This window comes from Gordonia sp. J1A, from assembly GCF_055393515.1.
This window is the reverse complement of sequence record NZ_AP041607.1, coordinates 1,019,742-1,040,402: the sequence shown is the minus strand read 5'-3', so window position 1 is coordinate 1,040,402 and position 20,661 is coordinate 1,019,742. Positions and strand designations below refer to the sequence as shown.

Annotated in this window: 18 protein-coding genes; 2 read left to right on the top strand and 16 right to left on the bottom strand. The window is 68.4% G+C overall.

The annotated features are described in order from the left end of the window. Positions 1-4 precede the first annotated feature (4 nt). Positions 5-1,150 carry a phosphotransferase gene (locus ACZ5QD_RS04865; RefSeq protein WP_412475693.1) on the bottom strand — a complete coding sequence of 382 codons (1,146 nt, stop codon included), beginning with the start codon at positions 1,148-1,150 and terminating at the stop codon, positions 5-7. Between the two features lie 7 nt (positions 1,151-1,157). Then, positions 1,158-2,993: an aspartate--tRNA ligase gene (aspS, locus tag ACZ5QD_RS04860; RefSeq protein WP_006894786.1), complete on the bottom strand. Its 1,836-nt coding sequence runs from the start codon at positions 2,991-2,993 to the stop codon at positions 1,158-1,160. 136 nt (positions 2,994-3,129) lie between these two features. Here aspS and ypfJ point away from each other — a divergent pair, with 136 nt between their 5' ends. Beyond that, the gene (gene ypfJ, locus ACZ5QD_RS04855; protein WP_045539259.1) at positions 3,130-4,002 is read left to right on the top strand and encodes a KPN_02809 family neutral zinc metallopeptidase; all 873 of its coding nucleotides are present in this window, start codon (positions 3,130-3,132) and stop codon (positions 4,000-4,002) included. Between the two features lie 10 nt (positions 4,003-4,012). On the opposite strand, the gene hisS is transcribed toward ypfJ, so the two are convergent. Together hisS and ACZ5QD_RS04845 are read right to left on the bottom strand one after the other, a co-directional pair. After that, complete coding sequence (gene hisS / locus ACZ5QD_RS04850) at positions 4,013-5,278, bottom strand: histidine--tRNA ligase (RefSeq protein ID WP_006894784.1); 1,266 nt, start codon at positions 5,276-5,278, stop codon at positions 4,013-4,015. Further along, positions 5,275-5,958 (bottom strand): MBL fold metallo-hydrolase, encoded by a 684-nt coding sequence (locus ACZ5QD_RS04845; protein WP_006894783.1) that lies wholly within the window; start codon positions 5,956-5,958, stop codon positions 5,275-5,277. Before ACZ5QD_RS04845 ends, hisS begins: the two co-directional genes overlap by 4 nt. Before the next feature lie 151 nt (positions 5,959-6,109). Here ACZ5QD_RS04845 and ACZ5QD_RS04840 point away from each other — a divergent pair, with 151 nt between their 5' ends. Further along, positions 6,110-7,039, top strand: coding sequence for a peptidylprolyl isomerase (locus ACZ5QD_RS04840; RefSeq protein WP_006894782.1), 930 nt, complete (start codon positions 6,110-6,112; stop codon positions 7,037-7,039). Positions 7,040-8,162: 1,123 nt separating this feature from the next. On the opposite strand, the gene ACZ5QD_RS04835 is transcribed toward ACZ5QD_RS04840, so the two are convergent. The 12 genes from ACZ5QD_RS04835 to tesB form a co-directional block, all read right to left on the bottom strand. Continuing rightward, complete coding sequence (locus ACZ5QD_RS04835) at positions 8,163-10,457, bottom strand: RelA/SpoT family protein (RefSeq protein WP_006898323.1); 2,295 nt, start codon at positions 10,455-10,457, stop codon at positions 8,163-8,165. Between the two features lie 13 nt (positions 10,458-10,470). Further along, a complete protein-coding gene (locus ACZ5QD_RS04830; protein WP_006898324.1) occupies positions 10,471-11,040 on the bottom strand; it encodes an adenine phosphoribosyltransferase in 570 nt (189 codons plus the stop codon). Next, positions 11,037-12,737, bottom strand: a complete 1,701-nt coding sequence (locus ACZ5QD_RS04825) for an ABC transporter substrate-binding protein (protein ID WP_062368001.1) — start codon at positions 12,735-12,737, stop codon at positions 11,037-11,039. The genes ACZ5QD_RS04830 and ACZ5QD_RS04825 overlap by 4 nt, the downstream gene beginning before the upstream one ends. Next, positions 12,734-13,807 (bottom strand): protein translocase subunit SecF, encoded by a 1,074-nt coding sequence (secF, locus tag ACZ5QD_RS04820; protein WP_006898326.1) that lies wholly within the window; start codon positions 13,805-13,807, stop codon positions 12,734-12,736. Before secF ends, ACZ5QD_RS04825 begins: the two co-directional genes overlap by 4 nt. After that, positions 13,804-15,423, bottom strand: coding sequence for a protein translocase subunit SecD (gene secD / locus ACZ5QD_RS04815; RefSeq protein ID WP_045539197.1), 1,620 nt, complete (start codon positions 15,421-15,423; stop codon positions 13,804-13,806). The genes secF and secD overlap by 4 nt, the downstream gene beginning before the upstream one ends. Before the next feature lie 9 nt (positions 15,424-15,432). Then, positions 15,433-15,843, bottom strand: a complete 411-nt coding sequence (gene yajC, locus ACZ5QD_RS04810; protein ID WP_062367999.1) for a preprotein translocase subunit YajC — start codon at positions 15,841-15,843, stop codon at positions 15,433-15,435. Positions 15,844-15,963: 120 nt separating this feature from the next. Beyond that, positions 15,964-17,031 (bottom strand): Holliday junction branch migration DNA helicase RuvB, encoded by a 1,068-nt coding sequence (ruvB, locus tag ACZ5QD_RS04805; RefSeq protein WP_006898329.1) that lies wholly within the window; start codon positions 17,029-17,031, stop codon positions 15,964-15,966. Then, positions 17,028-17,621 (bottom strand): Holliday junction branch migration protein RuvA, encoded by a 594-nt coding sequence (gene ruvA, locus ACZ5QD_RS04800; protein ID WP_006898330.1) that lies wholly within the window; start codon positions 17,619-17,621, stop codon positions 17,028-17,030. Before ruvA ends, ruvB begins: the two co-directional genes overlap by 4 nt. Then, entirely contained in the window at positions 17,618-18,211 is a 594-nt protein-coding gene (gene ruvC / locus ACZ5QD_RS04795; RefSeq protein ID WP_006898331.1) for a crossover junction endodeoxyribonuclease RuvC, read from the bottom strand. Before ruvC ends, ruvA begins: the two co-directional genes overlap by 4 nt. 102 nt (positions 18,212-18,313) lie before the next feature. Continuing rightward, positions 18,314-19,069: a YebC/PmpR family DNA-binding transcriptional regulator gene (locus ACZ5QD_RS04790; protein WP_006898332.1), complete on the bottom strand. Its 756-nt coding sequence runs from the start codon at positions 19,067-19,069 to the stop codon at positions 18,314-18,316. Between the two features lie 54 nt (positions 19,070-19,123). Next, positions 19,124-19,735 (bottom strand): pyridoxal 5'-phosphate synthase glutaminase subunit PdxT, encoded by a 612-nt coding sequence (gene pdxT, locus ACZ5QD_RS04785; RefSeq protein ID WP_045539201.1) that lies wholly within the window; start codon positions 19,733-19,735, stop codon positions 19,124-19,126. Beyond that, a complete protein-coding gene (tesB, locus tag ACZ5QD_RS04780; protein WP_006898334.1) occupies positions 19,732-20,583 on the bottom strand; it encodes an acyl-CoA thioesterase II in 852 nt (283 codons plus the stop codon). Before tesB ends, pdxT begins: the two co-directional genes overlap by 4 nt. Positions 20,584-20,661: the final 78 nt, after the last annotated feature.

The following is a 20,661-nucleotide window of genomic DNA, read 5'->3' as shown; positions in this document are numbered from 1 at the left end:
CCGATCACCCGAACCAGTAGATCCGCAGGGCCTCTTGCATCCGGTCCGCGGCGTCGATGAACTCGCCGCCGACGTCGTACGAGTCCCCCGAATCGGCGAGGTCGGCCCACCGGGACAGCACCACGCGCGCGTCCGTGGTGTGCAGCGCCCAGTCGTGTCCGCTGGAGTCGCCGCGGATGAGCCAGTAGGTGGACAGCCACACCCACAGCGCACGCGCGTGGAAGATCCGTTCGGCGAGGCCGCGATCGCTGATCGACGGCCACAGCGGCTTCACCTCGCCGCGCCAGGCGTCCGCGAGGGACTTCTCCAACTCGAGCCGCTCGGGCACCACATCGACGGCGAGCCGGGCCGGGAAGGTCGCGAGCGCGTACGCCACATCGAGTGCCGCATCGCGGAACTCGCCCCACTCGTAATCCATGAACTGGACGCCGTCACCGTTGATGAGAATGTTCTCCGGGCCGACGTCGGCCGGGCTGAACGCCCGAAAGTCCCCTTCCTCGAACAGCCGCAGGCTGTTCTCGAGCGTCTCGCGGGCGCCTGCCGGCAACTCGACGTCGATGCGTTCGAGAATCTGCTCATGCGCGTCCACCGAGGCCGCGGCCTCGTCGACGATGCCGCCGTCGGAGGCGAAGATGCGCGAGGCGGTGCCGCCGCGGTCCTTGCCGCTGATGTGCATCAGGGTGCGGAAGTCCTCTTCGCCCCCGAGAGTGGCGGCGTGCATCCGGCCGAGCGCCTGCCCCCACGCGCTCACACCCCGTTCCACCTCGTCGGCGTCGTTGGAGCCGAGCAGTTCCACCATCGGCCGGCCGTGGCCGAGGTCGGTGAGCACCAGAATGCGCGCCTCCAGTTCGGAGGCGAGGAGCTGGGGCCCGGGCCGCGAACGGGTGGGCAGCGCCGTGGCATAACGGTAGGACGCGATCTCGCGGAGCACCTGCGACGCGGGAGTCTGCTGGTCGAAGGCCTTGACGACGACGGTTCGGTCCAGCGACACCGGGTTGTCGAGCACGCGCGCCCGGATGACGGTGGACCGCCCGGTCCCGCCGAGGTCCTCGGGCCCGTCGAGCCGCACCGCGGTGCCCGCGCGCTTGGCGAGGACGCCTTCGGCGGCCTCCAGAACTGACGTGATCCGTTCGTCAGCGATTACAGTCATGGCTTCCTCAGGCTTCGGACGCCTTCGTTCCGGCGGCCGCACCGGCCTCGTCCACCTTCTTCTTGTCCGAGTTGTTCTCCGGCTTCTGCGGCTTCGCGTCGATGCCGGTCTCCTTGCGCTGCTCGGGAGTGATCGGCGCCGGAGCGTCGGTCAGCGGGTCGATGCCGCCTCCCGACTTCGGGAAGGCGATCACCTCGCGGATCGACGGCTCGCCGGCGAGCAGTGCGGTGATCCGGTCCCAGCCGAAGGCGATGCCGCCGTGCGGCGGCGCACCGTACGAGAAGGCGTCGAGCAGGAAGCCGAACTTCTCCTGCGCGTCCTCCTCGCTGATGCCCATGATCTTGAAGACACGCTCCTGCACATCGCGACGATGGATGCGGATCGAACCGCCGCCGATCTCGTTGCCGTTGCAGACGATGTCGTAGGCGTAGGCCAGCGCCTCGCCGGGGTTCGATTCGAGCAGATCCATCGACTCGGGCTTCGGTGAGGTGAAGGCGTGGTGGACGGCCGTCCACGCGCCCGTCCCCACCGCGACGTCGCCGGCGGCCGTGGCGTCGTCGGCCGGCTCGAACAGCGGGGCGTCGACGACCCAGGTGAACGCCCAGTCGCCGTCCTTGATGAGTCCGAGCTTCTCGGCGATCTCACCGCGGGCCGCGCCCAGCAGCGCCCGCGAGCTCTTGACCGCACCGGCCGCGAAGAAGACGCAGTCGCCCGGCTGGGCTCCGACGTGAGCCGCCAGACCTTCGCGCTCGGCGTCGGAGATGTTCTTCGAGACCGGTCCCGTGAGGCTGCCGTCCTCCTGGACCAGCACGTACGCCAGGCCGCGGGCGCCGCGCTGCTTGGCCCACTCCTGCCAGGCGTCGAGCTGCCTGCGCGGCTGCGACGCGCCGCCGGGCATCACCACGGCGCCGACGTACGGCGCCTGGAAGACGCGGAACGGGGTGTCGGCGAAGAACTCGGTGCACTCGACGAGTTCGATGTCGAAACGCAGATCGGGCTTGTCGCTGCCGAAGCGCCGCATGGCGTCCGCGTACGTCATCCGCGGGATCGGCGTGGTGATCTCGACGCCGATCAGCTTCCACAGCGCCGCGAGGATCTCCTCGGCGAGGGCGATCACGTCGTCCTCGTCGACGAAGCTCATCTCGATGTCGAGCTGGGTGAACTCCGGCTGCCGGTCGGCGCGGAAGTCCTCGTCCCGGTAGCAGCGTGCGATCTGGTAGTACCGCTCCATGCCTGCGACCATCAGCAACTGCTTGAACAGCTGCGGGCTCTGCGGCAGTGCGTAGAACGATCCCGGCTGCAGTCGCGCGGGCACGAGGAAGTCGCGGGCGCCCTCGGGTGTCGACCGGGTCAGCGTCGGCGTCTCGATCTCGACGAAGTCGTGCGCACCCAGCACCGACCGCGCCGCCGCACTCACCTGCGAGCGCAGCCGGATGGCCTTCGCCGGTCCCTCGCGGCGCAGATCGAGGTAGCGGTGGCGCAGTCGCGCCTCCTCGCCGGGCTGCTCGTCGAGCTGGAACGGGAGCGGAGCCGACTCGTTGAGGACCACGAGTTCGCGGGCGTTGATCTCGATCGCACCGGAGGCGAGCGAGGCGTTCTCGCTGCCTTCCGGCCGGACCTCCACCTCGCCGGTGACCTGGACGCAGTACTCGGCGCGCAGCCGATGAGCCGCTTCGGCGACCTGTTCGTCGCGGAAGACCACCTGCACCAGACCGGACGAGTCACGCAGATCGATGAAGACGACTCCACCGTGGTCGCGCCGGCGCGCCACCCATCCGACGACGGTGACGGTCTGCGAGGCGTCCTCACGACGCAACGATCCGGCGAAATGAGTGCGGAGCACTGGGTTCCTTCCTTCTGCGCAGCACAGAGCTGCCAGGGTTCACGCTGTTCCAGCCGATTCTACGGACCCCCACCGACAAAGCGACAGTCGCATCGACGTCACGGCCGGCCGCCGATGTCGCGGCTACTGTAAGCCCATGACGTTTCGAGGGAGCGGCCCGCTCGAGGGCGGGAATGTCAGCGCCGGCGGCTCGGGAGGAGGCGGCGGGCGCATGGTCGTCGGGGGCGCGGCCGGCATCGTCGTGGCGATCGTGGCGCTGCTGTTCGGTATCAACCCCGGGGACATTCTCGGCGGAGGCTCGGACTCGTCGTCGAACCAGCAGGTCGCCGGTTCGGGCGCCGGTTCGAACAACGCCGAGATGCAGCGCCATCTCGACAGTTGCACCGTCGAGATGGCCAACACCGACGACGCGTGCCGCATCAAAGCCACGACGATCAGCCTCGACAAAGTGTGGTCGAACCTGATGCGGGGCTACACCCAGCCCAAGACGGTGGTCTTCAGCGGCAGCGTGAACACGGCGTGCGGCGCCGCGTCGTCGGCGATGGGGCCGTTCTACTGTCCGGGCGACGAGACCGCCTACTTCGATCCGTCGTTCTTCGCCGACCTCAAGAGGATGGGCGGGTCCGACGGTCCGCTGGCCCAGGAGTACGTCGTCGCGCACGAGTTCGGCCATCACGTCGAGAACCTGACCGGCGTGCTGGCGAAGGGGCAACGCATGGGCAACGCCGGCTCGGTGCGCATCGAACTCCAGGCCGACTGCCTCGCGGGCGTGTGGGCACATCATGCCGACAAGGGTCCCGACGCAATGCTGGAACCGCTGTCCGACGAGCAGATCCAGACCGTGATCCAGAGCGCCAAGGCCATCGGCGACGACACCATCCAGGGCTCGCGCTCCAACCCGGAGAGCTGGACGCACGGTTCGGCGGCGCAGCGCGTCCGCTGGTTCAAGATCGGCTACGACGGCGGCGACGCCCGCCGGTGCGACACCTTCGCGACCAACGACCTCTGATCGCGCCGGCTCAGGCCAGCGCGGCGACCACCGACGCGACCGCGTCGTCCAGGCCGATCCGGCGCTGTTCGCCGTTCGACAGATCCTTGAGCTCGATCGTGCGCTCCTCGAGTTCGCGATCACCGAGAACCAGGGCGAGGCGGGCACCCGAGCGGTCGGCCGCCTTCATCGCGCCCTTCAGTCCGCGATCACCGTAGGCGAGGTCGACGCTGACGCCCGCGGCACGCAACTGCGCTGCGAGCGAGACCAGCTCACTCTTGGCCGCGGTTCCGAGGGGAACGCCGAATACCTGAACCCGGCCTTCGCCGGCCACCGAGACGCCTTCGGCCTCCAGCGCCAGCACCGTCCGGTCCACGCCGATCCCGAAACCGATGCCCGAGAGATCCTGCTTGCCTCCCACCTGACGCATCAGACCGTCGTAGCGCCCACCGCCGCCGATCCCCGACTGCGCGCCGAGACCGTCGTGGACGAACTCGAAGGTGGTCTTGGTGTAGTAGTCCAGCCCGCGCACCAGGCGCGGATTGATCACGTACTCGACGCCCAGCCGGTCGAGGTGACCCCGGACCTGCTCGAAGTGATCGCGTGCCGAGTCGCTCAGGTGGTCGAGCATCAGCGGTGCGCTCGCGGTCGCCTCCTTGATCTCCGGCCGCTTGTCGTCGAGCACGCGCAACGGATTGATCTCCGCTCTCGCGCGCGTCGCCTCGTCGAGGTCGAGACCGAACAGGAACTGCTGCAACGCTTCCCGGTACTGCGGGCGGCAGGTGTCGTCGCCCAGCGAAGTGAGTTCGAGTCGGTAGCCGGACAGACCGAGACGCTTGTATCCCTCGTCGGCCACCGCGATCACCTCGGCGTCGAGCGCGGGGTCGTCGACGCCGATGGCCTCGATCCCGACCTGCTGGAGCTGGCGGTAGCGGCCGGCCTGCGGCCGCTCATACCGGAAGAAGGGGCCCGCGTAGCAGAGCTTGACCGGGAGCTGGCCGCGATCGAGACCGTGCTGGATCACCGCGCGCATGACGCCCGCCGTGCCCTCCGGACGCAGCGTCACCGAGCGGCCGCCGCGATCGGCGAAGGTGTACATCTCCTTGCTGACGACGTCGGTCGACTCGCCGACGCCGCGGGCGAAGAGCGCGGTGTCCTCGAAGATCGGCAGTTCGATGTGCCCGTAGCCCGCGCGGTGCGCCGCGCCGGTCAGTGCGTTCCGTACCGCGAGGAAGTCCGCCGAGGCCGGCGGGAAGTAGTCGGGGATGCCTTTCGGCGCCGCAAATTCTCCACTCACAGTCCGAAACGTCCTTTCTTGTTCGCATCGGGAAGATCGAGCAGGAACGGGTTGGAGGCCCGCTCGGCTCCGATCGTGGTCTGGGGTCCGTGACCCGGGAGGATCACGACGTCGTCGCCGCGCACCATCAGCTTGTCCGCGATCGACTCGAGCAGCGTGCGGTGGCTGCCGCCGGGCAGGTCGGTCCGGCCGATCGACCCATTGAACAGTACGTCGCCGGAGAAGCAGACCTCACCCGAGTCCGGCGTCAGCAGCACACTGCCCAGCGAGTGCCCGGGCGCGTGGTCCACCGACCATCGGATTCCCGCCGCGTCCACGTCCTCGCCGTCGACGAACTCGATGACCTTCTCCGGTTCGTCGAAGGTCATGTCGCCGATCATCGACGACAGCGCGCTGCCCAGGCCCATGCCGGGATCGGTCAGCATCGGGCGGTCGTCGGCGTGGATGTACACCGGGATCGAATACTCGTCGGCGAGTTCGGCGGCATTCCAGGTGTGGTCGAGATGACCGTGGGTCAGGAAGACGGCCACCGGCGTCAGGTCGTATTCGGCGAGCGCCGCGCGAACCTGGGGCGCCGCGTCCTGGCCCGGATCGATGATGACCGCGTCGCTTCCCCGGTCCTCGGCGACCAGATAGCAGTTGGTCTGGAACATGCCCGCGGGGAATCCGGCGATCAGCACGGTGGCACACCTCCTCGTCAACGCCCGGCGATCTGCAGGGCGACACGTCGGAGTCCATTGTCTCATCGGCCCCGAAGACCGCTGCGATAGCATGGGGCGCGCTGCCGTGACAGTGCTCAGTCCCACATGCCGCACAGGAGGTTCCACCAGCGTGTCGTCCAACGAAGAGCGTCGCGACGCTGCCCGCCGCAAGCTGGAAGAGCGGCTCGAGAGCGAGCGCCGTGCCGCACGGCAGCGGCGGATCACGATCATCTCAGTGTGCAGCGTGGTGGTGCTGGCCGCGGTCGCCGTCGGCGGCTACTTCTACTACCGGCATTGGGACGACCAGCGGCACACCGAATGCACGTACACCAAGACGCCCAACGATCTGGACCAGCAGCTCAAGTCGCTCGAAGAGCAGCTCAAGACCGCGCCGGCCGATCAGAAGGCCAAGGGCGAGCAGTACATCGCATTCATGCGCGAGGGTGCAGGCAAGCTGCGCACCTCCCCGATGCCGGAGAGCCGGACACTCAACACCGGCACCGTCGGATGGACGCTGGACACCAACCTCGGACAGGTGCCGATCACCCTGGACCGCTCCGAGGCGCCGTGCAATGTGAACGCGATCGTCTCGCTCTCCGACAACCACTACTACGACGGCACCGACTGCCACCGGCTCGCGCAGAGCGATCAGCTCCACATCCTGCAGTGCGGCGACCCGACGCGCACCGGCGCCGGCGCCCCCGGCTGGAGCAGTCCCGACGAGAACCCCACGAACCTCAAAGAGGGCGAGATCAGCCCGCAGATGTTGCAGATGGGCATGACTCCCCCGGTGGTCTACCCGCGCGGCACCGTCGCGATCGCGAACCGGAACGACGAACAGAACGGCGTCGCCAACACCGGCAGCGCCCAGTTCTTCATCGTGACCAAGGACACCCAGCTCACCCCGACCCTCGCCGTGGTCGGCAAGGTCGACGACGCAGGCATGAAGATCATCGACAAGGTGGTCGCGGGCGGCATCGATCCGGGTCCAATCGGCACCGACACCAACGGTTTCCCGAAGACCCCGCTGCAGATCAAGTCGACCTCGATCACCGAGTAGCCCGAGCAGAGTGCCCCTGCTCCCCGGCTCGTCGAGCCAGGGAGCGAAGCGGCACGGCGCATCGAGACACACCCGCGCGATCTCGATACGCTCCGTCGCTGCGCTCCTCCGCTACTCGAAAACCCTGTTATCCAGGCCCGTCGAGAAAGCCGAGGGAAGCAAAGCGACACGGGCACATCGAGACACACCCGCAATCTCGACACGCTCCGTCGCTGCCCTGCTACCCAGGCCAGTCGAGAAAGCCAAGAGAGCGAAGCGACACGGCGCATCGAGACACACGCACAACCTCGATACGCTCCGTCGCTCCGCTGCTACCCAGGCCGGTCGAGAAAGCCAAGAGAGCGAAGCGACACGGCGCATCGAGACACACACGCAATCTCGACACGCTCCGTCGCTCCGCTGCTACCCAGGCCAGTCGAGAAAGCCAAGAGAGCGAAGCGACACGGCGCATCGAGACACACACGCAATCTCGACACGCTCCGTCGCTGCCCTGCTACCCAGGCCAGTCGAGAAAGCCAAGAGAGCGAAGCGACACGGCGCATCGAGACACACGCACGCAATCTCGACACGCTCCGTCGCTACGCTCCTCCGCTACTCGAAAACCCTGTTATCCAGGCCCGTCGAGAAAGCCAAGAGAGCGAAGCGACACGGCGCATCGAAACACACGCACGCAATCTCGACACGCTCCGTCGCTACGCTCCTCCGCTACTCGAAAACCCTGTTATCCAGGCCCGTCGAGAAAGCCAAGAGAGCGAAGCGACACGGCGCATCGAAACACACGCACGCAATCTCGACACGCTCCGTCGCTACGCTCCTCCGCTACTCGAAAACCCTGTTATCCAGGCCCGTCGAGAAAGCCAAGAGAGCGAAGCGACACGGCGCATCGAGACACACGCACGCAATCTCGACACGCTCCGTCGCTGCGCTCCTCCGCTACTCGAAAACCCTGTTATCCAGGCCGGTCGAGAAAGCCAAGAGAGCGAAGCGACACGGCGCATCGAGACACACGCACGCAATCTCGACACGCTCCGTCGCTGCGCTCCTCCGCTACTCGATGACCCTGAAGAGGCAGATAGCCCTGAACCAGGCCCGTCGCGCCCTCCGAACCCTCAAGGGGCGCGGGTCAGGCGGCGGACGTCACACGGTAGACGTCGTAGACGCCCTCGACGTTGCGGACCACGTTCAGCACGTGGCCGAGATGCTTGGGGTCGCCCATCTCGAATGTGAACTTGCTGACCGCGACACGATCACGGTTGGTGGTGAGCGAGGCGGAGAGGATGTTGACGCGCTCGTCCGCGAGGACGCGGGTCACATCCGAGAGCAGCCGGTGCCGATCGAGAGCCTCCACCTGAATCGCGACCAGGAACACCGAGGACGGGTTGGGCGCCCAACTCACCGGGACCAGGCGTTCGGGCTGCGACCGCAGGTCGTCGGCATTGGTGCAGTCGGAGCGGTGCACGCTGACGCCGCCGCCCCGGGTCACGAAGCCGAGAATCTCATCGCCCGGCACCGGGGTGCAGCATTTGGCGAGCTTGACCAGCACGTTGTCGACGCCCTCGACCACGACGCCGCTGTCACCGCTCTGCCTGCTGCGGGTCGGCGACGACGGAGTAGCCCGATTGGCGATCTCCTCTTCGGCCGCGTCGACGCCGCCGAGCATCGCCACCAGCCGATGCACCACCCGTCCCGCGGGCACATGACCCTCTCCGACCGCCGTGTACAGCGCATCGACGTCGTTGAAGCCGAACTCCTTGGCCAGCGCGTTGATCGACTCGCCCGAGACCAGCCGGTGCACGGGCAGACCGCCGCGGCGGACCTCCTTGACGATCGCGTCCTTGCCGGCTTCGAGTGCCTCCTCGCGGCGCTCCTTGGCGAACCATTGGCGGATCTTGGCCTTGGCGCGGGGCGAGACGACGAAGTTCTGCCAGTCCTTGCTGGGTCCGGCGTTCTCGGCCTTGGACGTGAACACCTCCACCACTTCGCCGTTCTCCAGCGCCCGCTCCAGCGCCACCAGTCGCCCGTTCACGCGGGCTCCGATGCACCGGTGGCCGACCTCGGTGTGGACCGCGTACGCGAAGTCGATGGGCGTCGACCCCGCGGGGAGCGTGATCACGTCGCCCTTCGGGGTGAAGACGAAGATCTCCTTCACCGCGAGGTCGTAGCGCAGGGACTCGAGGAACTCCCCCGGGTCGGCCGCCTCCCGCTGCCAGTCGAGCAACTGCCGCATCCACGCCATGTCGTCGACCTCGGCGATGTCGGTCGCCTTGCGCCCCTTGCCCTTCCGGCCCTCCTTGTAGCGCCAGTGCGCGGCGATGCCGAACTCCGCGGTCCGGTGCATCTCGAAGGTGCGGATCTGCACCTCGAGCGGCTTGCCCTCGGGGCCGATCACCGTGGTGTGCAGCGACTGATACACGCCGAAGCTGGGTTGCGCGATGTAGTCCTTGAAGCGACCGGCCATCGGCTGCCAGAGCGAGTGGACCACGCCGATCGCGGCGTAGCAGTCGCGGACCTCGTCGCACAGGATGCGCATGCCGACGAGATCGTGGATGTCGTCGAAGTCCTTGCCCTTGACGATCATCTTCTGATAGATCGACCAGTAGTGCTTCGGCCGGCCTTCGACGGTGGCGGTGATGCGCGAGGCGCCGAGCGCGGTGTTGAGGTCGGAGCGCACGCGCGCGAGATAGGTGTCCCGGCTGGGTGCGCGGTCGGCGACGAGCCGGACGATCTCCTCGTACTTCTTCGGATGCAGAATCGCGAAGGCGAGATCCTCCAGTTCCCACTTCACGGTCGCCATGCCCAGCCGGTGCGCGAGCGGTGCGATCACCTCGAGGGTCTCGCGCGCCTTGCGGGCCTGCTTCTCGGGCGGGAGGAACCGCATGGTGCGCATGTTGTGGAGACGGTCGGCGACTTTGATGACCAGCACCCGCGGATCACGCGCCATCGCGATGATCATCTTGCGAATGGTCTCGGCCTCCGCCGCACTGCCGAGCGCCACCTTGTCGAGTTTGGTGACGCCGTCGACCAGATGCGCCACTTCGGCGCCGAAGTCCGCCTCGAGCTTCTCCAAGGAGTAGCTGGTGTCCTCGACCGTGTCGTGCAGCAGCGCCGCCACCAGCGTGGTGGTGTCCATGCCGAGGTCGGCGAGGATGGTGGCGACCGCCAGTGGATGCGTGATGTACGGGTCACCGGACTTGCGGAACTGGCCCGAGTGGGCCTCCTCCGCCACCGCATAGGCCTGCTGCAGGACGGCGACGTCGGCTTTCGGATACACCTCGCGGTGCAGACTCACGAGCGGTTCCAGGACCGGCGCGACCCCGCTGCGCGGCGGCGCCGTCATCCGCCGTGCCAAACGCGCTCGCACGCGGCGCGAACTCAGCGGTGAACCGTCGTCCGGGCGCTTGGTGTCGGGATCGCTCATAACGCGATGGTACTCAGCCGCGGCAGAGGTTATGCACTCGAACAGCGGGTCCGAGGTCCGCGGCGATCGTGGCCCGGCCGGGCAGATCCGCGAGTTCCATGATCACCGCGATCGCCTCGACCCGCGCACCGGCGGATTCGAGCAGCCGGGTGGCGGCCACGACCGTCCCCCCGGTCGCCAGGACGTCGTCGACCACGGCGACACGGCGCCCCGTGAAGTCGATCCCCTCGGCCGGCACCTCGAGCCGCGACGTGCCGTATTCGAGCTGGTAGTCGACGCCGATGACCGGCGGCGGCAGCTTGCCCGCCTTACGGACCGCGACGAGACCTGTGCCCAGTTCGCGGGCCACGGCACCGCCGACGAGGAAGCCTCGCGCGTCGATGCCCGCGATGAGGTCGGCCCCCGCGCAGGCCTGGGCGAGTGCGCCGGTCACCGCGGCGAACGCCGCCGCATCGGCGAGCACGGGCGTCAGATCTTTGAATTCGACACCGGGCGAAGGGAAGTCGGCGACGAGCCGAGCATGCTGCTCGATCGCGGCCTGCGCGAGGCCCCGCAGGTCGGACGAGCGTTCGGTGAGGCTCACCCCGACACGCCCCAGCGGTCCATGTTCCAGCCGGTGCCCGACACGCCGAGCCCGGGGACCACATGCGTGACCGACGACGATTCCCGTGCGCGGACGGTGCCGAACAGCGGAACCGTCGGCAATTCGTCCCACGCCGCCGTCTCGATCGTCCGCAGCAGCGGTAGCCGGGCGCTGTCGCTGCGCGTCGCCGCCAGCTCGGTGATCGCGTCGCTGACCTGCTTGTTACGGAAACCCGACAGGTTCAGCGGGTCGCCGCCGAAGAGGGCGTACGCCTCGGGGAAGCCCGATGCGGTGCTCGACGCGGCGAAGCTCCCGTCCGAGAGCAGCAGCGCGTCGACGTCCTTGCCGAGCGCGGTCACCGACAGATCGGGCGAGGCGACGTCCTCCACGGTGAAACCCGCGGGAGTGCAGGCGTCGGCGATCATCCGGACCGCGTCGGCGTTCTCCTGCGACTTCGCGAGGTATCCGATCCGGATCCGGGGTTTCGCGCGCGCCCCGTTCTCTCCGATCACACGCTGGGCCAGCAGTTCCTTGGCTCGCGGCACGTCCGACCGCGGGTACCGGCGGCCGTACTGGACGTTCAGCGACGATCCCAGAGGATCCGCGGGTGAGGCGGTGCGCAGATTCCACACCACGCCGTTGGTGCCGAAGCGGCGGGCGAGAGCGTCGCGCGGCATGCACGACGCCAGTGCCTTGCGTACCAGCGGATCGGCCGCGGCCCCCTTGCCGGCGAACACCAGCTGCGTCACCGACAGCGGAGCCGGTTCGCGCAACGTCGATCGGTCGACGGGGGTGGTGGGCGCGGCGCGTCCGGACACCCGATCGCCGAGCGCGAGGTCGGCGGTGTCGATGACGGTGGACCGGGAACCGTCGAGGGCGGCTTCGCCGTCGGTGCCCCGCGGCCAGACGGTGATGGTCTGCGCCGCCGGGCGCGCGCCCCACCACTTGTCGTTCGCGACCAGCTTGAGACCGCCGTCGACGGTGTACGAGTCGATGCGATACGGACCGGCGGACGGGAACCGGTCGGCCTCGACCGCGGCTCCCGGCCGAAGGTCGAAACCGGTGTTCCACGCCTTCGCGATCTTGGCGATCGCGGTCCGGTCGCCCGAACGGATCGGGTCGACCACGTTGGGCACGCCCGCCAGCCGCGCCACGACGTGCGCGGGCAGCAGCGTTCCGGAACCGAAGAGCTCGTTCCACTGGCCGTAGGCGCTGCCGCGTTTGAAGACCACGGTGGCGGTCCGGGCGCCCGGTGTGCATTCCACACGCGCGATGTCGCGGTAGCCCGCGTTGGTGGCGGCGTCGAAACCCGGTACCGAGCCGCCCATCGCGGTCGCCGCCAGGAACAGATCGTCGCAGCTGAGCGCGGTGCCGTCGGAGTAGACCGCGGCGGGTGTGAAGTCGTAGCGCAGAGTCAGGGCCTCGCCCTGTTCCTGCGAGACGGTGCCCACGTCCCGATCGGCGAGGATCTGGCCCTCCGGGCCGACGATGGAGAAGCCCGGGAGCACGCGGGTCAGCGCCATCAGGGCGCCGTCGGCGTGCGCGTCGACGGTGTTGACGTTGTACGACGACACCCGTGCGTCGATGAGGTAGTCCACGTCCGACCGCTTCTCGCCGCCGCACGCGACGAGTGCTCCACCCGCGGCCGCACCGACCGCGAGCAGAGCTGCGGCACGGCGCAGCCGCGGGTGAATCATGCTGAGACCTTCTCTCGGCGGGCGAGGACCTTGGCCGTGTGCCGCTTGATGTCGGTCGACCGTTCCTTCATCGTCACCAGCAGCGGCGAGGCGAGGAAGACCGAGGAGAAGGTGCCGACGACCACGCCGACGAGCTGGATCAGCGCCAGATCCTTCAGCGTGCCGACACCGAGCATCCACACGGCGACCACCATCAGCGCGATGATCGGCAGGATCGAGATCACCGTGGTGTTGATCGAGCGCATCAGCGTCTGGTTCACCGCGAGGTTGGTCTGCTCGGCGTATGTGCGGCGCGTGGTCGCGAGCACCGATCTGGTGTTCTCCTCGACCTTGTCGAAGACCACCACCGTGTCGTAGACGGAGAAGCCGAGGATCGTCAGCAGGCCGATCACCGTCGCGGGCGTCATCTCCCAACCGACGAGCGAATAGATGCCGGCGGTGACGACGAGGTCGAAGATGAGCGAGGCCATCGCCGCGATCGACATCTCCTTGTCGAATCTGATCGCGATGTAGATGAACGCCACTACCAGGAACACCGCGAGCGCGATCAGCATCTTTCGCGTGATCTCCTTGCCCCACGTCGAGCTGACGTCGGAGGAACTCACATCGGCCTGGGTCACCTCCGGCTCGAAGGCCGTGCCGAGCGCGTGCAGGAGCTTGCCGGTCTCCTCGGTCGTGAGCGTCTCGGTGCGCAGCTGGATGGTCGCGGAGTTGCCGCTGCCTGCCTGCTGAACCGACTGCGGGTCCTTGCCGAGGGTGTCGCTGAAGACCTTCGACACCTCGCTCGTGGTGACGCCGGCGCGTGCGGGCACCGACACCTGGGTTCCGCCCTCGAAGTCGATGCCGAAGGTGAACCCGCGGATCGCGATCGACAGGATGCAGATCAGCATCAGCACGCCGGAGATGACGTACCACATGCGGCGGCGCCGCCCGACGACGTCGAAGGCGCCGGTGCCGGAGTACAGGCGGGAGAGGAAGGACTGGTCCTTGGCCGCGACGTAGTCGGCGTCGGCCCAGTCCGCGGGCGCCGTGCCGGAGCGCGACGTGTCTGAGGTCGTCTTGTCGCTCACTGCGACTCCCCCTCTGATCGATCAGCGGCGGAGCCGGAGGTACGTGCCGCTGCGCTCGCCTTGCGACGAGCCCGCGCCACCTCCGATACCGCGCCGAGGCCGTTGACGGCCGGTCGGGAAAGGAACTCGTTCCGGCTCGCGAGCACGACCAGCGGGTGCGTCACGAGGAACACGATGACGATGTCGATCAGCGTGGTCAAGCCCAGGGTGAACGCGAATCCGCGCACCGCCCCCACGGCGAGCAGGTAGATGATCGCCGCGCAGATGAAGCTGACCGCGTTGCCGGTCCAGACCGTGCGCCGCGCGCTCTGCCAGCCGCGGGACACCGCCGACCGCACCGTCCGGCCCTCACGCATCTCATCCTTGATGCGCTCGAAGTAGACCACGAACGAGTCGGCGGTCATGCCGATGCCGATGATCAGACCGGCGATGCCCGCGAGGTCGAGCGTGAAGTCGATCCAGCGGCCCAGCAGCACGATGATGCCGTACACCATCGCACCGGCCAGGATCAGCGACAGCACCGACAGGAAGCCCATCGCGCGGTAGTAGATCAGCGAGTAGATCAGGACCAGGATCAGGCCGACCAGGCCGGCGATCAGGCCGGCCTGCAGCGAGTGCAGTCCGAGGGTCGCCGAGACCGTCTGTGCGTCCGACATCGCGAACGACAGCGGCAGCGAACCGTACTTCAGCGCGTTGGCCAGCTGGTTCGCCTCGTCCTGGGTGAAGGAGCCGCTGATCTCGGTGGTGCCGAGAATCTGCTGGTTGATCGACGGCGCACTCAGCACCCGGGTGTCGAGCGTGACCGCGGTCTGGGTTCCGACGTGCTTGCCCGTGTAGTCGGCCCACGTCTTCTTGCCGTCGCCCTTGAAATCGACGTTGACCGTCCACGCGCCCGTCTGGTTCTGCCCGGCCTTCGCGCTCGCGATATCGCGGCCGTCGATCAGCATCGGCTCGAGCAGGTACACCATCCCGTCCTTGTCACCGCAGGTGACGAGGTACTCGTCCGGCCGGTCGTGGCCCACCAGCGGGTCGTTGGCCGACGCCGAGCAGTCGAGCTTGCCCATCTCCTGTCGGAGCTTGTCGAGGGTGGCCTTGTCGGCGTTCGCCGGGGCCTGCCGCAGGCTGCGCTGCTCGTCGATGGCCGCGGTCTGCTCCTCCGGCGTCATATCGGCGACCTTCTTGGCCGTCGGATCCGGTTTCTGCTTGGTCGCCGGCTGCTGCTCGACGACCGGACGAATGTAGAGCCGCGCGGTCTGACCGAGCGCACGAGCCTGTTTGCCGTCGTCACCCGGCACGGTGATGACGATGGTGCTGCCGTTGACGACGACCTCCGAGCCGCCGACGCCGAGGCCGTTGACGCGCTGGTCGATGATCTGGCGCGCCTGGTCGAGCTGTTCGGCCGAGGGCGCCTTGCCGTCGTCGGTGCGAGCGGTCAGCACCACCCGGGTGCCGCCCTGCAGGTCGATGCCGAGTTTGGGCTTCGGGCTTCCGCCGCCTGTGAAGAACACCAGCGCATAGATGATGCCGAGGACGACGAAGAACACCGTGAGCGGCTTCCACGGTGCAACCTCGGGCCGCAGCTTGGTGCCGGCGGCGCGTCGATTGGGTTTAGTCACGTGGGTCGTCTACTTCTCTTCGGGCTTCGCTTCGTTCTTCTCGTCGCGCGATTCGTCGGCCGCCGGCGCGTCCGGAACGATCTCTGATGTCTCGATCGCGGTGGTCTCAAGCGCTGTGGTCTCCGCCTCGGGGGCCTCATCGGTGGCCTCGCTTTCCGGCGTCACGACCTCGCGGATGGCCAGCCGGTTCCACTCGGTCACCACACCGGGAGCGAGTTCGAGCTTCACGACGTCGCTGTCACCGTCGCCGGTGTCGACCACGGTGGCGAAGAGACCCGAATGCAGCTGCACGCGCGCACCGGCCTCGAGGGAGTTCTGCATCTCGTTCATAGCGGCCGCACGCTTCTTCTGGTTGCGGATGCTGAAGAACATGAAGCCGGCCATCAAGACCAGCATCAACGGGAGGATCAACGATTCCATGGGGACCAGTGTGCCAGGCCCGCCGGGCGCGAGACTCACAGGTGGCGCTCGCGTCGCGATTCTGATTCATGCTCCGACCGATCGCGTCGCGCGACCGCCCGTCCGACGGCGTGACGTGCGTCAGTCGAAGAGGGTTCCGGTGCCGTCCTCGCGCACGCGGACCCCGAGTACTCGGTCCATCGCACCCGCCGGCGGCTGAAGACCCAGGTGATGCCAGGCCGCCGCGGTGGCGACACGGCCCCGCGGAGTCCGCGCGATCATTCCGGCGCGCACCAGGAACGGCTCGCACACCTCTTCCACCGTGGCCGGTTCCTCGCCGACGGCCACGGCGAGCGTCGAGACGCCCACCGGCCCCCCGCCGAAGCCGCGCACGAGAGCGCCGAGTACCGCGCGATCGAGCCGATCCAGTCCCAGTTCGTCCACGTCGTACACCGCCAGCGCCGCGCGCGCGGCCGACAGGTCGACGCGGCCGTCGCCGCGGACCTCCGCGTAGTCCCGCACTCTCCGCAGGAGCCGATTCGCGATCCGGGGTGTTCCGCGCGAGCGTCCGGCGACCTCGGCCGCAGCCTCCGGTTCGATGGCGATCCCGAGGATCGCCGCCGACCGCTGCAGCACCCGGACCAGCTCGCCGGTCTCGTAGAACTCCATGTGCGCGGTGAATCCGAACCGGTCGCGCAGCGGGCCGGTCAGTGCGCCGGATCGCGTGGTGGCGCCCACCAGGGTGAACGGCGCCACCTCCAGCGGGATGGACGTGGCGCCCGGGCCCTTGCCCACGACGACGTCGACGCGGAAGTCCTCCATCGCCAGGTACAGCATCTCCTCGGCGGGCCGGGCGATGCGATGGATCTCGTCGATGAACAGCACATCGCCCTCGACGAGATTCGACAGCATCGCCGCCAGATCGCCCGCCCGCTCCAGCGCGGGGCCCGAGGTGATGCGGATCGCCGCCCCCATCTCGCCGGCGATGATCATCGCCAGCGACGTCTTGCCCAGCCCGGGAGGCCCCGACAGCAGGATGTGATCGGGCGTGCGGCCCCGCGCCCGCGCCGCGTGCAGCACCAGTTCGAGCTGTTCGCGGACGCGCGGCTGCCCGATGAAGTCGGTCAGGCTCGACGGCCGCAGACTCGCGTCGAGGTCACCGTCGCCCGCGATGGGACCGGCCGCCAGGAAGTCTTCCTCCGGATTCATCGACGCGGCCCGAGGGCGGTGAGCGCGGCGCGAAGGAGAGCCGACGAGTCGGCGTCGGCGTTGTCGGCGAGTACCGCGGCGACGGCCTTCTGCGCGGCGCCCTCGGTGAAGCCGAGGCCGACGAGAGCCTCGGTGACCTGGGCGCCGGCTCCGGCAGGCACCGAGACTCCCGCCTGCGACGACGCCGGTCCAGCGGTCACCTTGTCGCGCAACTCCACCACCAGCCGTTCGGCCACCCGCTTGCCGATCCCCGGAACCGCCGTGAGCGCCTTCGCATCCGAATCGGCCAGCGCACGCCGCAGGGTGTCCGGCTCGAGGACCGCCAGCGTCGCCATCGCCAGACGCGGACCGACGCCGGTCACCGTCTGCAGCAACCCGAACAGGTCGCGCGCCTCGGGATCGGTGAAGCCGTACAGCGTCATCGAGTCCTCGCGCACCATCATGGCGGTGAGGAGCCGCACCGTGGTCCCCCGCTTGAGCGACCCGAGAGTCGGCGGAGTCGCCAAGACGCGATAGCCGACTCCGGCGCATTCGATCACAGCGTGATCGAGCGCGATGTCGATGACCTCGCCGGACACGGACGCGATCACGACGCCGCCTCTCCGCCCAGCACAGCGCGGGCCTCCTCCTGTGCCGCCTTAAGCCGGGCGCGATGACGGTTCTGCGCCTCGCGCGCCCGCTTGGCGGCCTCTTCCATGCGATCGTTGACCGGACCGCGCCAGCAGTGACAGATGGCCAGCGCGAGCGCGTCGGCCGCGTCGGCCGGCTTCGGCGGCGTCTGCATTCCGAGAATCCGCGTGACCATCGCCGTCACCTGCGCCTTGTCCGCCCGGCCGGAGCCGGTGACAGCGGCCTTCACCTCGCTCGGCGTGTGGAACCGCACCGGGATCCCGCGTTGCGCGGCGGCCAGCGCGATCACGCCCGCCGCCTGTGCCGTACCCATCGCCGTGCTCACCTGGCGTTGCGCGAAGACCCGCTCGATCGCCACGACGTCGGGTCCGTGCGTGTCGATCCAGTGGACGGCGCCCACGTGGATCGCAAGCAGCCGTTCGGCCAGTTCCATGTCGGCCGGGGTGCGGACCACGTCGACGTCGAGCGCGGTGACTCTGCGGCCGGTTCCCGCCTCCACCAACGCGATTCCGCATCGGGTGAGGCCGGGGTCGACGCCCATGACTCGCACTCGCGCCTCACTTCCCGATCAAGGCCGTCGTCGCACCCGATCGGCACGACGACGGCATCCTCCGCTGCAGCGCAGCGGTAAGAACACTTGTTCGAGACTCTATCAGTCGTTCTCGAGCTCGGCGAGCACCTCGTCGCTGATGTCGACATTGCTGTAGACGTTCTGAACGTCGTCGGAGTCCTCCAGCGCATCGATCAGTTTCATCACCTTGCGCGCGCCCTCGGCGTCGACGGCCACCTCGACCGACGCGCGGAAGTCCGGCTCGGCCGAGTCGTAGTCGATTCCCGCCTCCTGGAGCGCCGTGCGCACGGCGACCAGATCACCGGGTTCGCTGACGATCTCGAAGGAATCACCCAGATCGGTGACCTCCTCGGCACCCGCGTCCAGCACGGCCATCAGCACGTCGTCCTCGGTCTGATCGCCCTTCTCCAACGTCACCACGCCCTTGCGGGTGAACAGGTACGACACCGAGCCCGGGTCGGCCATGTTGCCGCCGTTGCGGGTCATCGCCACCCGGACCTCGGTCGCGGCACGGTTGCGGTTGTCGGTCAGGCACTCGATCAGGATGGCGACGCCGTTGGGGCCGTAGCCCTCGTAGGTGATGTTCTGCCAGTCGGCGCCGCCGCCCTCTTCACCGCCGCCGCGCTTGCGTGCGCGCTCGATGTTGTCGTTCGGGACCGACGACTTCTTCGCCTTCTGAATCGCGTCGTACAGCGTCGGATTGCCTGCCGGATCACTACCACCCGTACGAGCCGCCACCTCGATGTTCTTGATCAGCTTGGCGAACATCTTGCCGCGCTTGGCGTCGATGACAGCCTTCTTGTGCTTGGTGGTGGCCCATTTGGAGTGGCCGCTCATTGTGGTGTTCCCTTCGTGAAAAGTCAGCGATGCCTGTCAGGGCACGGGCAGATTCTACGCTGTGGCAACCATATCGACGAAGAACTCGTGCACGCGCACGTCGCCGGTGACCTCCGGATGAAACGACGTGGCCAGCACGTTTCCCTGCCGTACGGCGACGACACGCCCCGCCGCGGGCCCGCGGTCCACCGTCGCCAGGACCTGCACTCCCGGCCCGGTCTCCTCCACCCACGGCGCCCGGATGAACACGGCGCGCACCGGACGCGCCCCCGGTCGGTCGGTGATGCCGGCGAAGCTCAGATCGGTCTCGAACGATTCCACCTGACGCCCGAACGCATTGCGCCGCACCGTCACATCCAGTGCGTCGAGATGCCGGGCGTCCGGCCGGGTGTCGAGGATCTTCGACGCCAGCATGATCATCCCCGCGCACGAGCCGTACGCGGGCAGCCCGTCACGCAACCGCTTCACCAGCGGGTCGTAGAGCTCGAACACACCGAGCAGCCGGCTCATCGCCGTCGATTCGCCGCCGGGGATCACCAGGCCGTCCACCGCGTCGAGCTCCGATTCCCGGCGCACCGGCACCGCCTCGGCACCGCACGCGGCCAGCGCCGCCACGTGCTCGCGGACATCGCCCTGCAGAGCGAGCACACCGATCCGCACGCTCACCGGTCCTGCCTCATGATCGACGCGGCCGAGTCGGTAGCGACCGACCTGGTCAGTCCCTCCTGGGTCACCGCGGCCACCATCCGGCCGGAGCGGTCGAAGATCCGGCCCTGGGTCAGGGCCCGCCCGCCGCCCGCCGACGGCGAGGTCTGGTCGTACAGCAGCCAGTCGTCGGCCCGGAACGGCCGGAGGAACCACATCGCGTGATCGAGCGAGGCCGTCTGCGCCTTCGCCCCCGGGTGCACCGTCATCGACGACCCCAGCAGCGTCATGTCACTCATGTACGCCAGAGTGCACACGTGCAGCAGATGGTCGTCCGGCAACGGGAGCCGGTACTTGAACCAGACCCGCTGTTGTGCGGCCAGCCCCGGATACCTGGAGGTCTCCGCCTGACCGACGATCCGGATGTCGAAGTTCGCCCACTCCTCCAGCAGCGCCCTCTGACTGTCGTCCGCCGACTCGCGGCCCGGCAGCGACTCCGGGTCCGGCACCTCGGGCATCCGATCCTGGTGCTCGATGCCCTCGTCGTGGGTCACATGGAACGACGCCGACATCGAGAAGATCGCCTCGCCGTCCTGCACGCCGGTCACCCGCCGGGTCACGAACGAACGCCCGTCGCGGATGCGGTCGACCATGAACACCGCGGGCTCGTCCGGCCTTCCCGGCCGGAGGAAATAGCCGTGCAGCGAGTGGACGGCGAACTCCCGGTCCACTGTCCGGGTCGCGGCCACCAGGGCCTGCCCGGCCACCTGACCGCCGAACGTCCTGCGCAGCTGGCTCGGGAAGGAACCGCCGCGATAGATGTCGTTGTCGATCCGCTCCACGGCCAGAATCTCTTCAATGCTCGCCACCCGGCGATTATCGCACCAGCTGCCGAGACCCGCGCACGCCGCTCCACGCACTCCGCTCCGCTCCCGGCGTCGGCAACC

Bases quoted from the DNA above. Each gene is read 5' to 3' on its own strand.
- yajC (WP_062367999.1), bottom strand. From the start codon at position 15,843: ATGGAATCGTTGATCCTCCCGTTGATGCTGGTCTTGATGGCCGGCTTC.
- ACZ5QD_RS04825 (WP_062368001.1), bottom strand. From the start codon at position 12,737: ATGATTCACCCGCGGCTGCGCCGTGCCGCAGCTCTGCTCGCGGTCGGT.
- ypfJ (WP_045539259.1), top strand. From the start codon at position 3,130: ATGACGTTTCGAGGGAGCGGCCCGCTCGAGGGCGGGAATGTCAGCGCC.
- ACZ5QD_RS04835 (WP_006898323.1), bottom strand. From the start codon at position 10,457: ATGAGCGATCCCGACACCAAGCGCCCGGACGACGGTTCACCGCTGAGT.
- ACZ5QD_RS04790 (WP_006898332.1), bottom strand. From the start codon at position 19,069: ATGAGCGGCCACTCCAAATGGGCCACCACCAAGCACAAGAAGGCTGTC.
- ACZ5QD_RS04865 (WP_412475693.1), bottom strand. From the start codon at position 1,150: ATGACTGTAATCGCTGACGAACGGATCACGTCAGTTCTGGAGGCCGCC.
- ruvB (WP_006898329.1), bottom strand. From the start codon at position 17,031: ATGAATCCGGAGGAAGACTTCCTGGCGGCCGGTCCCATCGCGGGCGAC.